10 protein-coding genes are annotated in these 12,893 nt (G+C 51.7%); 5 read left to right on the forward strand and 5 right to left on the reverse strand.

Features of this window, described 5'->3' with window-relative positions:
- The first annotated feature begins 162 nt into the window (after nucleotides 1-162).
- Entirely contained in the window at nucleotides 163-1,812 is a 1,650-nt protein-coding gene (locus tag NNO02_RS06325; RefSeq protein WP_271454422.1) for an alpha,alpha-trehalase, read from the forward strand.
- Nucleotides 1,813-1,850: 38 nt separating this feature from the next.
- Here the strand turns inward: NNO02_RS06325 and NNO02_RS06330 are convergent, their stop codons facing one another.
- Nucleotides 1,851-3,440: an STY4199 family HEPN domain-containing protein gene (locus tag NNO02_RS06330; RefSeq protein WP_271454423.1), complete on the reverse strand. Its 1,590-nt coding sequence runs from the start codon at nucleotides 3,438-3,440 to the stop codon at nucleotides 1,851-1,853.
- 412 nt (nucleotides 3,441-3,852) lie between these two features.
- Between NNO02_RS06330 and NNO02_RS06335 the strand changes: the two genes are divergently transcribed.
- Nucleotides 3,853-4,203, forward strand: a complete 351-nt coding sequence (locus NNO02_RS06335) for a glycoside hydrolase family protein (RefSeq protein WP_271454452.1) — start codon at nucleotides 3,853-3,855, stop codon at nucleotides 4,201-4,203.
- A gap of 18 nt (nucleotides 4,204-4,221) precedes the next feature.
- Here the strand turns inward: NNO02_RS06335 and NNO02_RS06340 are convergent, their stop codons facing one another.
- Both NNO02_RS06340 and NNO02_RS06345 read right to left on the reverse strand, forming a co-directional pair.
- On the reverse strand, nucleotides 4,222-4,824 hold the full coding sequence (locus tag NNO02_RS06340; RefSeq protein ID WP_271454424.1) for a helix-turn-helix transcriptional regulator: 603 nt from the start codon (nucleotides 4,822-4,824) through the stop codon (nucleotides 4,222-4,224).
- 367 nt (nucleotides 4,825-5,191) lie between these two features.
- Nucleotides 5,192-5,950 carry an SDR family NAD(P)-dependent oxidoreductase gene (locus NNO02_RS06345; RefSeq protein ID WP_271448723.1) on the reverse strand — a complete coding sequence of 253 codons (759 nt, stop codon included), beginning with the start codon at nucleotides 5,948-5,950 and terminating at the stop codon, nucleotides 5,192-5,194.
- A gap of 119 nt (nucleotides 5,951-6,069) precedes the next feature.
- On the opposite strand from NNO02_RS06345, the gene NNO02_RS06350 reads away from it, so the two are divergent.
- The 3 genes from NNO02_RS06350 (at nucleotide 6,070) to NNO02_RS06360 (ending at nucleotide 9,711) form a co-directional block, all read left to right on the forward strand.
- Complete coding sequence (locus tag NNO02_RS06350; RefSeq protein WP_271440442.1) at nucleotides 6,070-6,969, forward strand: LysR family transcriptional regulator; 900 nt, start codon at nucleotides 6,070-6,072, stop codon at nucleotides 6,967-6,969.
- Nucleotides 6,970-7,039: 70 nt separating this feature from the next.
- Nucleotides 7,040-8,038, forward strand: a complete 999-nt coding sequence (yhjD, locus tag NNO02_RS06355; protein WP_271454425.1) for an inner membrane protein YhjD — start codon at nucleotides 7,040-7,042, stop codon at nucleotides 8,036-8,038.
- A gap of 350 nt (nucleotides 8,039-8,388) precedes the next feature.
- Nucleotides 8,389-9,711 (forward strand): MFS transporter, encoded by a 1,323-nt coding sequence (locus tag NNO02_RS06360; protein ID WP_137382029.1) that lies wholly within the window; start codon nucleotides 8,389-8,391, stop codon nucleotides 9,709-9,711.
- 83 nt (nucleotides 9,712-9,794) lie between these two features.
- Here NNO02_RS06360 and NNO02_RS06365 read toward each other — a convergent pair whose 3' ends face one another.
- Nucleotides 9,795-11,855, reverse strand: a complete 2,061-nt coding sequence (locus NNO02_RS06365; RefSeq protein ID WP_271454426.1) for an AsmA family protein — start codon at nucleotides 11,853-11,855, stop codon at nucleotides 9,795-9,797.
- A 77-nt stretch (nucleotides 11,856-11,932) separates the two neighbouring features.
- Entirely contained in the window at nucleotides 11,933-12,700 is a 768-nt protein-coding gene (gene pdeH / locus NNO02_RS06370) for a cyclic-guanylate-specific phosphodiesterase (RefSeq protein ID WP_202037473.1), read from the reverse strand.
- Between the last annotated feature and the right edge of the window lie 193 nt (nucleotides 12,701-12,893).

Raw genomic sequence — 12,893 nt, forward strand, 5'->3', positions numbered from 1 at the left:
ATTGTTATCATTGGGATAGTTTTATTTCTTTATTATTGATAAGCATAAAAACGTGATCGACCGCACGCTTTACTCACCCGGCACCGAAGCGAATGTCTACGCTTAACAGACGACCAGGCAATAGCCTTAGTATTTCAACCGTTACCGGAGGTCTTTCTCATTATGCTCAACCAGAAACTACCCCACGCCCCTTCAGAAGAACTGACGATCGACGTCGATCTACTTTATGAAATGGATCCGTGCGAGTTAAAGCTGGATGAAATGATTGAGGCGGAGCCTGAACCGGAAATGATTGAGGGACTTCCCGCCTCGGACGCGTTAACCCCCGCCGATCGTTACCTCGAACTGTTCGAGCACGTCCAGTCATCAAAACTGTTTGCTGATAGCAAAACCTTTCCCGACTGCGCCCCCAGAATGGACCCACTGGATATTTTGATTCGCTATCGTAAAGTCAAACGACACCGGGACTTTGACCTACAACGCTTTGTCGAGAACCACTTTTGGCTGCCGGAAACCCCCACCAGCGAATATGTTTCCGACCCTGAAAGCTCGCTGAAAGAGCATATTGATCAACTGTGGCCAGTGCTGACTCGCGAGCCGCAGGATCATATTCCCTGGTCTTCACTGCTGGCGCTACCGCAGTCATACATCGTGCCAGGCGGACGCTTTAGCGAAACCTACTATTGGGATTCCTACTTCACCATGCTGGGTCTTGCAGAGAGTGGCCGGGAAGACTTACTGAAATGCATGGCAGATAACTTTGCCTGGATGATCGAAAACTATGGTCACATCCCGAACGGCAACCGCACCTACTACCTGAGCCGCTCCCAGCCACCGGTCTTTGCGCTAATGGTCGAACTGTTCGAAGAAGATGGCGTACGCGGCGCTCGTCGCTATCTTGATCATCTCAAAATGGAGTACGCGTTTTGGATGGATGGTGCCGACTCGCTGGTACTTAATCAGGCGTACCGTCATGTTATCAGAATGCCGGACGGTTCTCTGCTCAACCGCTATTGGGACGATCGTGATACCCCGCGCGATGAGTCCTGGCTTGAAGATGTAGAAACGGCTAAGCATTCAGGTCGACCACCAAATGAGGTTTATCGGGATCTACGTGCGGGTGCGGCCTCCGGCTGGGATTATTCATCACGTTGGTTGCGCGATACCGGTCGCCTCGCCAGCATCCGCACCACTCAGTTCATCCCGATTGACCTGAACGCATTTCTCTACAAACTGGAAAGTACGATTGCGAACATTTCTGCATTAAAGGGAGAGCGAGATACCGAAGCACTGTTTCGCCAGAAAGCCAGCGACCGCCGTGCCGCCGTGAACCGCTATTTGTGGGACGATGAAAATGGCTGCTATCGCGATTACGACTGGCGACGTGAGCAGATGGCCCTCTTCTCTGCTGCCAGCATCGTTCCGCTGTATGTCGGCATGGCGACCCATGAACAAGCTGACCGACTCGCCAACACGGTACGCAGTCGCTTACTCACGCCAGGCGGCATTTTAGCAACCGAGTATGAAACCGGTGAACAGTGGGATAAACCCAACGGCTGGGCACCGTTGCAGTGGATGGCGATTCAGGGGTTTAAACTGTATGGCGATGACCATCTCGGCGATGAGATTGCCCGTAACTGGCTGAAGACGGTTAATATTTTTTATCAGGAACACCACAAGCTAATTGAAAAGTACCATATCGCTGACGGCACGCCGCGCGAAGGCGGCGGTGGGGAATATCCGCTGCAGGACGGATTTGGCTGGACGAATGGCGTGGTGCGCCGATTAATCGGTTTGTACGGTGAACCGTAAATGTCTGACGGCCTGATGCCACGAAATGCATCAGGCCGTTAGTTAATGGCATCGTACAGCGCGGTGTGGATTTTCTGCCATTTCTTGTTCTCTGCATTTGGATCTGCACGCACACGCAGTTGGGCCTGTTCCACATCATACTGCTGGCGAGCAACGACCTCCGGTGTAGAGCAGAAACTTTGTAGGTAGCTTTTATGCAGTGACGTTAGTGATGCGCCATTCGACATGGCATGGCTGAGCGTATTCATAAACTGCTGGCAGGGCCTGGCCTCATCCATCTGTGAGGGATATCGCAGCAGAAGCTTCAGAACGGCGGTATTCCCCGCGGAAAATGCCTGCTCCGTCCACGCCAGCTTCCAGTCCATACCGCCTTGCAGGAACAGCGACGTGACGCGGGTATCGTTGCGATCGATAGCCGCCCGCATATTAAAGGTATCCCATGTAATGCCCATTCGGGTCACCGATTCTCGCGCGGAAGGCGCATCACGCCGCGGCTCCTCCTGTACTATCTCAACAGTTTGCCCTGAAGATGCTTGCGGTGCAGATGCATTGAATAGCCAGAAAGCACCCAGCGAGATCGCCAGTACCATGACACCGACAGCCACCCACAGCATGCCGGAAATCAGCTGTTCGCGCTCTTCGGCCGTGCGCTGCGCTCGTTTTTCAGGAGGATCAATACTGTCGGCAATTTCCATTTTATCGCCTCCAGCCTGCTCGTCTTTTTGCCTTGCCGTTTCCCAGAATTGACGCACCGTCGACTCATCAGAGTCCAGATATGATGCGGGATTGATACGTGTTCGGCGCTCTTCAAACGCCCGCTGCACAGAATGCGTAATTTGTTGGTACTGGTAATTTAACAGCATCAGCTGTACTGACGTCAGCGGTTGCTGAGCAATGACCGCGTTTCGTGCCAGTCGGCAATCATCCAGAAACATCCGCAGCGTTAAGCGCGGTTCGACAAACAGCATCAACACTGACGTATCATTAAAAATCTGCGTAAAGTGACGAACAAATAGCTTCTTATCGACCACCATCAACGCCAGTTCGCTAAACAACATGCCATCCAGCGCATCACGCCCTTCGCCCAGCTTTAGCCAGCGGCGCAAGCGTTCGGCGCCAAAGTGCTGCTTCAGGAAACTGTTTAGCGGATGCTGATCTGGCCATACCCGAGCGACGAGGGCTTTGAGCGTTAACTCTATTGCGCGAAGCTGACGTTGCGCCCGCATCTGCGCATCCGGCCCCCCGATTTCGATATCGGTTTGATAGTTCAGGAGCGGCTGTTGCTGGCGTAATTGCTCCAGTGCTGCCACAAAACGCAGCGCGGAAATCAGCTGGTTTTCACTGACATCCTGACCGCTTTCATACTGAGGCACACTCTGTTGAAGATGGCGTAAACGCAACGTGAACTGGCTGAGTTGCGCATCATTCATCTGCAAGCGTCTGGCGACAGCCCCCCAACCTCCCAGATTCAGTCGGGCCTGATCGAGTTGCTCCAGAAACCAACGCGGATCTTTGCCCTCTGCCACATGTACGCCTAACAGCAGCAAAATTTCCACCGACGCCTGACGGATGATCCCCAAACAGTGTTCAAATGGCGCACATGTCGCCTGTAACGCGCTATTGGTCATTATCTTCCCTAAAAGAGCCCAGAAAGGTGCGGCCTCACGATGTATTTCGTTATCTTTTTATAAACGTGGTACTGCGCAGAATTGTGCCGCAGTAGACTAGAACACATTCATATAACAAATAAATGTGTTTTGCAGTGACAACGGCAAAATCATTGAAATTTATTCTGGAGATAAACCCGTGTCTGTGTTGAAAACAGCGCGACCGCCTCACAATGACGGAGAGTGACTGGCTATGTCTGGTGATTCGCAATAGCATATCGGGAAAAGTGCCTGAGATGACAGGATGTTCAGCCGGTAAAAACGTGAGTGCCGCCCCTTAAGTCGTAAGGCGTTTATGGCCAAAAATGGCCATATGGCAACTACGTCTGCTGATAATTATCTTTATACTGTTTTTCTTTTAAGAGAAATCATTATGCCGCATTTCGCCGCTCATTTTACCTCCGCTGGTATTGCATTTATCAAGCAATGGCAGGGCCTGTCGCTGGAAAAGTATCAGGATAAAAATGGTGTATGGGTCATTGGCTACGGGCATGAAATTACACCCGATGAAACCTTTGTTACCCCCATTTCAATGGCGCAGGCAGAGGCTCTGCTGCTCGCGGATCTGGATATCTGCAAAGCATTAATACGCACAAATAAACCTCAGCTTAACGACCCGTTTCAACAAGAGGCCTTTATTGCGTGGATGCTAAGTGTTGGGATAACGCGCTTTTGTCACGCAGAAATGTGGTCAGTTAATATTTCACAGCCAGATAGCGTCTGACCGTGAAATAAATATCAATTATAGAAATTCATTTAACATCATTGCCGCCTGAGTACGGTTTTTAACTTCCAGGCGCTGATAAAGTGACTCAAGGTGGGCTTTTACCGTTCCGGTACTGATATTTAACAGCCGACCAATTTGTTTATTTGACTCACCAGCCGCCAGCATGGTCAGGATCTCTCGCTGGCGGGCGCTTAATGTTTTTATATTTTGCCTGTTGCTATCGTTTGTCGCTAAGTGATCCCTGGGAAGAAACAACATGCCCATCGCAACGCTGTTAAGCGCCAGGGTATAGGTTTCTGCATCCGAGTCCCGTGGCACAATGGCTAGCACGTTTAATTGCATCGCATCCTGCAGCCATTTCTTACTGCAATCAGTGGCGGAGATCAGCACCTTCACCGTTGAAAAAGAGTGTGCAATCTGTTGCAACAAGCCGCAGCAAAACACACCGTCGAGATCGCCATCCAGCATAAGCAGCGCATCTGGGGTGTTTTCCAGTTTTTGCCAAAGGTCATCTGCCTGACTGACACCCTGAACATTCACTCCTGGAATTCGTTGCTGCAAACTTACATTCATTCCATGAATAAATATTGACTGCCTGTCAAACATTATTACCTGCATTATTAACTCTCCGTCTGAAAAATAGTGGCTCTGAGACGTGAAAGGGTATTATTCACGAGGAAAAATAAGAACTCACCATTTGGCAGGGGTCATTCTACCGATAACAGAAGAATAAAGAAGCGGGGGTTATGAATAGTTACAGCTCAAGAAAAAGGATTACACAAAGCGAGCAGAACAAGATAGATCTCTGAGATATTCCTCATTTATCGCGGGTCAGAACTCCTTATTAATATTAATTTTTCGGAGAATACATTTTTAGCTGAAAATAAGAAATCCTGAACAAACAATGAATATGTTACAAATGACAATATAGCATTAAGTGCTCATTCAACAGATACTGCGTCTATTGAATAAGCACGTTGCAGTGTTACAGGAACATCCCGCCAGATACCTCAATACGTTGTGCCGTCATCCAGGCGAGCTCATCGCTGAGCAACGCGGCGATGGCAGCACCGATATCATCCGGTAACCCGACGCGTCCCAGCGCCGTTTGCGAGGCAATATACGCATTCAGTTGCGCGTTATCACGCACATTCCCACCGCCAAAATCGGTTTCAATCGCGCCCGGCGCAATGATATTTGCCGTAATACCGCGTTCCCCCAACTCTTTAGCCTGATAGCGGGTGAGCACTTCCATCGCCCCTTTCATGGCGGCATAGGCGCTGTAGCCCGGTAGCGCAAAACGCGCAAGACCAGTCGAGACATTGAGGATCCTTCCCCCCTTGTTCATCAGCGGAAGAAGACTCTGCGTCAGGAAAAATGGCCCCTTAAACTGGATGTTCATCAGTTGGTCAAATTGCGCTTCGGTGAATGCAGAGTACGGCGCATTAATGCCGATTCCGGCGTTGTTCAATAAATAATCAAACCCTTCGCTCTGCCACTGTGTCTTTACGGTGTGCTGCATCTGTTCAACGAAGGATGGGAACGTTGAAATATCGCCGACATTTAACGGCAATGCCGCTGCTTTTCCACCAGATTGCCGAATTTCATCCACAACCTGCTGCGCCTCTTTTTCATTGCTGTTCCACGTCAGGACGATACCTATTCCTTTGTTCGCCAGCTTAAGTGCCGCGTTTTTACCGAGCCCACGACCGCCACCGGTCACTAATGCGATACGTTGCGTCATAAGAAACCTCATTTCAGGTGTTGTGATGATTGAGACAAAGCTTATTAGGTGGTAGAAGAACAATAAATATCGCTAATTGCGCATTACTGTTTCATTTAGAACAACAATAGGGCATGGGAATGGATAAAATTCACGCAATGCAGTTGTTCATCCGCGTCGCAGAACTGGAGAGTTTTTCGCGTGCGGCAGACACCCTTGGACTTCCTAAAGGTAGCGTATCGCGCCAAATTCAGGCCCTGGAAAATCACCTGGGTACGCAACTTCTGCACCGCACCACCCGGCGCGTTCAGCTGACGCAGGACGGCATGATCTATTACGAACGTGCAAAAGATCTGTTGAGCAATCTGGATGAACTGGATGGGTTGTTCCATCACGATCCAGCCAGTATCAGCGGTAAGCTGCGCGTCGATATGCCGGTTGGCGTGGCGAGAAATCTGGTCATGCCCCGCCTGCCCACCTTTTTGCATCAGTATCCGGGTCTGGAGCTTGAACTCAGCAGCAGTGACCGCCTGGTAGACTTAATTCGTGAGGGTTTCGACTGCGTCGTACGCGTTGGCACGCTGAAAGATTCAGGGTTGATTGCTCGACCGCTGGGGAAACTCACGCAGATTAACTGTGCCAGTCCACAGTATCTGGCCCGCTTTGGTTATCCGGAAAGTCTGGAGGATTTGGCCTCACATGCTGTGGTGCATTACTCGGTGAATTTGGGTACGCGCGCACAGGGTTTCGAGGTGGCTACAGACAATGGGACTGCATGGGTAAAAACGGGCGGCATGCTGACGGTGAACAGCACCGAAACCTATCATGCAGCATGCCTTGCCGGGCTGGGCATTATTCAGGTACCACGCGTCGGGGTGCGTGAAGCCCTTCGCGCCGGTACGCTGGTTGAAGTATTGCCGCAATATCGGGCCGAGCCCATGCCCGTTTCTTTGCTGTATCCACATCGCCGTAACCTTTCCCGCCGGGTACATCTGTTCATGGAATGGTTGACCGGTGTGATGAAAGACTATGTGGATTAGCCCATTTTTCGGGAAGTGGGTCTGAGCGGCTATAATGTCATGAGTAAACAAAATAAGGACTACCGATCGGATGACGCAGGAACACGACGCAAAGCACCCTACGCCTGAACAACAGCAAACCACCACAACGCCGGTGAAAAACGCCAAAGCGAACCAGGCGCTGAAAACAGCCATAACCTTCGCAGACAAAGTTCAACGTCAACCTGTTATCGCCCACCTGATCCGCGCTGCAGAGCGTTTTAATGACCGAATGGGGAATCAGTTTGGCGCAGCCATCACGTATTTCTCGTTTCTGTCGATGATCCCTATCCTGATGGTGTCGTTTGCGGCGGCCGGTTTTATACTCGCCTCACACCCCACGTTATTACAGGATATCTTCAGCAAAATATTGCTCAACGTTAGCGATCCGACGCTGGCCTCAACGCTGAAAAACACCATCAATACTGCCGTTCAGCAACGTACCACCGTGGGTCTGGTGGGGCTTGGCATCGCCCTCTACTCTGGTATCAACTGGATGGGAAACCTGCGTGAAGCTATTCGTGCACAGTCGCGGGACGTCTGGGAACGCACACCGCAGGATCAGGAAAAAATATGGGTTAAATACCTGCGTGATTTTGTCTCATTGATTGGATTGCTGATTGCGCTGATCGTTACGCTGTCGATTACCTCCATTGCCGGTTCTGCCCAGCAAATGATCATCTCGGCACTGTATCTCGACGGCATTGAATGGCTGAAACCCGCATGGCGGTTGATTGGCCTGGCGATCTCCATTTTCGCCAACTATTTGCTGTTCTTCTGGATTTTCTGGCGCCTGCCGCGCCATCGTCCGCGCAAGAGAGCGCTGATTCGTGGCACATTTATCGCCGCGCTGGGCTTTGAAGCGATCAAAATGATTATGACGTACACGCTGCCATCGTTGGTGCAATCACCGTCAGGCGCAGCATTTGGCTCTGTACTTGGGCTGATGGCATTTTTCTACTTCTTCGCCCGTCTGACCTTGTTCTGCGCGGCCTGGATTGCGACCGCAGAATACAAAGATGACCCGCGCATGCCGGGGAAATCGCAATAGTCACCGCCGGATGAGTTGTGAATTGCCGGATGGCGACGCGCGCGCCTTATCCGGCCTACGGGTGAGTTGTGTCGGCCGGATAAGCGCAGCGCCATCCGGCAATTATAATGCCGTCTGTTCTCACCGATTTAGTGAATAAATCCAACTCGTAACTTTTATTTAACCAAAAACCAGTTTTATCAACTAAGTTTTAAATTATGTGAAGCATTTCATAGAAGTGAAAACGCCAGCCTAAAAATTATCCTCTTTTTGACTTTATTTTGACCAGGCTCAGCGTTTGTTACAGATTGAAATGTCTCTTTTGCTGTGCGTAATATGACCTTTCGTTCGACCCAAAATAAGAAAATATTATGCAAGCAACCGCTACAACACTCGATAACGAACAGGAACACGCCCCGGTCAACTCGCGCAATAAAGTCGTCGTCGCTTCGCTCATCGGCACCGCTATTGAGTTCTTCGACTTCTATATTTACGCAACCGCGGCGGTGATCGTGTTCCCCCACATCTTCTTCCCGCAGGGTGACCCAGCGGCGGCAACGCTACAGTCGCTGGCTACCTTTGCTATCGCCTTCGTGGCCCGTCCGATCGGCTCTGCCGTATTCGGCCATTTCGGCGATCGTGTTGGCCGTAAAGTCACGCTGGTTGCTTCACTGCTCACCATGGGGATTTCAACGGTCGTCATCGGTCTGCTGCCGGGTTATGAAACCATCGGCATTTTCGCCCCGTTGCTGCTGGCGCTGGCGCGTTTTGGCCAGGGTTTAGGCCTGGGAGGTGAATGGGGCGGTGCTGCACTGCTGGCGACGGAAAACGCGCCACCGCGTAAACGTGCGCTGTACGGTTCATTCCCGCAGTTGGGTGCGCCTATCGGTTTCTTCTTCGCTAACGGCACGTTCCTGTTGCTCTCATGGCTGTTGACTGATGAGCAATTTATGAGCTGGGGATGGCGCGTACCTTTCATCTTCTCTGCCGTACTGGTTATTATCGGTCTGTACGTCCGTGTTTCGCTCCACGAATCACCGGTATTTGCCAAAGTCGCCGCAGCGAAAAAGCAGGTAAAAATCCCGCTGGGCACTCTGCTGACAAAGCATGTTCGCGTGACCATCCTCGGCACGTTCATCATGCTGGCGACCTATACGCTGTTCTATATCATGACCGTCTACTCGATGACGTTCAGTACCGCCGCAGCACCTGTGGGTCTTGGCTTACCGCGTAATGACGTATTGTGGATGCTGATGATGGCGGTGATTGGCTTCGGTGTGATGGTACCAGTGGCAGGTCTACTGGCCGATGCGTTTGGTCGTCGCAAAAGCATGCTCATCATCACCACGCTTATCATTCTGTTTGCACTGTTTGCCTTTAAGCCGTTGCTGGGTTCCGGTAACCCGGTGCTGGTGTTCGCCTTCCTGTTGCTGGGATTGAGCCTGATGGGGCTGACATTCGGCCCGATGGGAGCACTGCTTCCGGAGTTGTTCCCGACCGAAGTTCGCTACACGGGCGCATCATTCTCGTATAACGTCTCGTCGATTCTCGGTGCCTCTGTTGCCCCCTATATTGCCGCATGGCTGCAGGGGAACTACGGTCTGGCGGCGGTAGGAACCTATCTGGCATCAATGGCGGCGTTAACCCTGGTCGCCCTGCTGTTAACCCATGAGACACGGCATAAGTCATTGTGATTTTTTTGCCGGATGGCGGTGTAAGCCCTTCTCCGGTCTGGATTGAGCATACAATCCAGGCCGGATAAACATCCGGCCAGACATCACTGCTTCATCTGCGACAAAATCGTCCGGCACTGATTCGTTTCGTTTTCCGACGGAGAAATTAGCGCCAGCAGCGCCGCCGCTGGCGTAACCAGCGTTGCCAGCGCGGCAGCCACCGCACCGCGTGCAATCAACGGCCCAGCTTTTACCCCGGCCTGTGGGTTCTTAAATGTCCCGCGAACATACAGCGGTGAACGCAGTGTAATAATACGAATACCTTTGCTCTCCGGGTCGATGGTTAAATCCAGTTGCTCCGACGCAAAACTCGCGGTCCCGGTCACATTGATCACCGCATTTTCCGTATCAAAAGCAAAGATTTGAGGACGCGCCACGCCGTTAACGATATCCAGATTCGCCGCCGCGCAGTTCACCCGGACCTCGTCGTCACCAAATATCTGACCAACGAGATAGTTACCCAGATTCAGCCCAACGATCTCCATCAGATTGCGACTGATTAAGCCATCGTTCATCAGCAGCTTCAGATTACCGTTGCTGTTACCCAGCAGCGCAGCCACTGAATTTCCGCTACCGCTCAACCGGGCGTCACCGTTCATCTCACCAAGCGTTTTCTGCATCAGCGCCACATCCGGCATCAGTGCTTTTAGCTTAAGCCGCCGCGCCTGAATATCCGCCTGCCCCCGCATCGGCTTTTTATCGCCTTCCAGATGGATGCTGGAAACAATGCTGCCCCCCGCGAGGCCAAATTTCAGTGGCTGCAGGCGCAGGTCAGCATTTTTCAGGAGGATATGGGTGGAGAGACCGCTGATGGGCAAGCGGCTACCGTGCTCAATCCGTTGCCCTTTGAAACGCACGTCAGCATCCATCACGTTCCATTTATCGGTTTCAAAACGGTCATATGGCAAAACTTTGCCGGCGGGTTGCACGCTGGTCTCACCTTTGCGTCGTTCAGATTGTTTTGCCCGCTCGGCCCCTTTACCCGAATCAACGCCAATCAACGGTCCTAAATCCGCCAGTCGCAGTTGGCGTGATTCAACGTCGCCTTTTAGCATCGGGCGCGGCTTGCCGGTGGTATAGGTAAGCGTTCCGTGAATATCGCTATCGCCAATGCGACCATTAAAATGACGGTATTCAAAAAGAGAGGACTTTTCTGGATCGATTTTCGCCACCAGACGCCCATCCGTTTCAAACGGTGGCGTATCCGGTAACAGCACACCGGTCAAATCGTATAAATCCCCGAGTGAATCACCAGAGAATTTAAGCCGTAGATCGACACCGCCCATATTCATCGGGTCATTTATCGTGCCGCTAAATACCACACGCGTGTTGCCCGAGCGAAAGTCAGCCTGTATCGGAAAAGGGGTACCTTCGCCGCGTAACGCCAGCATCCCGCCTATTTTCCCCGTTCCGGTTAGCGGTTCACCGTTGTAGCGGCCCTGGGCTTTCAGACCAAAAACGTAATCCTCAACGCTGGCACCCCCTTCTTTGCTGTTGGTGCCTGTCACTTCGCTAAACGGTAGCGGCTTGCCTAAGGGATCGACCAGGATCTCCAGCTCAGATTGCGTCACCTTATCGTTAACAGCGATACGCCCTTGATCGAACAGAATGTTATCCAGGCGAAATGACCAGGCAGAGGGAGTGGCATTCGGATCGCGGTTTTTATCCCCAGCGAGCGTAAAGGTCCAGTTGTTGTTTTCCTCCGACAGCCGAATGAGTCGCGCATCGGGTTTCACCAGCTTGACCCACGGTAACCAGATGGTTTTTGTCAGCAACGCCAACGGGGCAAGCGTCGCCTCAACACGGGGGAGATGTACCATTGTGACGTCGGGAATATCTGGCGGGTTGCCGAGGATAATATCTTCAGCATGAACATGCGGCCATGGAACCCAACTGCGCCAACCGGTTTCCTGCTTCTGGCGTTCCCAGACGACGCCCAGGTCACCGCGTATGGCGAATGGACGGTTGAGTTCAGTAGAGACTTTCTGGTTGATGGTCGGTTTGAGCCGGTTCCAGTCAAATGTCGCAATCACAATGATGAGCACGACGATCAACAACAAGAAAACCCCTGCTATGGATGTGGCTATTTTGCTTGTTTTCGTCACTTTTTCCTCCTGACTTCCTCCCTTGCCTGACCTAAAGATAGTCCAGCAGGGCAAAAAGGAGGCACGCTACATCCGCATCAAAGCGACAGAATCACCTCTTCAAGGGTACTCAGCGGCACCGGACGAGAGAGGAAATAGCCCTGTGCAGCAAACGCCGGTGAGTTTTGCACATCGCGCCACTCTTCCAGGGTTTCAACACCTTCGACAATCACGCCACGGCAATAGCGGTTCATAAGCTGGAGCAGTAAAGTGAAGAGGTTACGGCCTTCCGGCGTCTGACGCAGCATCACAAACAGATCCCGCGCCACTTTGATGTAGTCGTAGCTCACTTCGCTAAGGGCTGAGAAATTGGCCATCCCGGTACCAAAATCATCCAGCCAGAGCGGGCCGAATTCGCACATTGAGGCAAACGACGACCCCTTCGGTAAACGGATATGCTCTACCAACTCGAAGCGCAACCAGGGCAGGCATTCAATGATTTTCAGGATCTCGGGGTCCTGGCGCATCGCAATGAGCGTCGGGCCATCGACATTGACGGAGGCCAGCAGATCGTGGGCTCTGAAAAAATCACTTTTCAGTTCAAGTTGTTCAAGTTGCTCTTTCACTACCTCAACGCGATGCCGAACAGCCACTTCAGCAAAATAACGGTCTGGCGCAATGCGTTGAGAAGGGTTATCAGGATGGCTCACGACGGTTAGCAGCTCAACGGCCATCAGCCGACCATTGGTCTGGTAAATGGGCTGATAAGTGTAAGCACGCTCGCACTGCAGCCAATAGCGTCGCTCCTGCAAGCATTCGATACTCGCATCTGGCGTAATTAGCTGCTGGGTGACCTGCTTTATCATCTGAGGTGTCCTGTAAATAAGAGTGTGACTGACCGGACTCGTCAAAGGTTATCGGCGCTCAGGCGCAGAACTTTACGTTCAGCAGTACGCAAAATAAAAACAGCAGCAAAAACGACACAGAACACGTTCTGGCTCAAAAAAATAATGGAACGTTGTTTTAATATAGTTGACCACTTAACACCCACAGCGCACA

Source organism: Citrobacter sp. Awk 2 (assembly GCF_028069815.1).
GTDB lineage: Bacteria > Pseudomonadota > Gammaproteobacteria > Enterobacterales > Enterobacteriaceae > Citrobacter.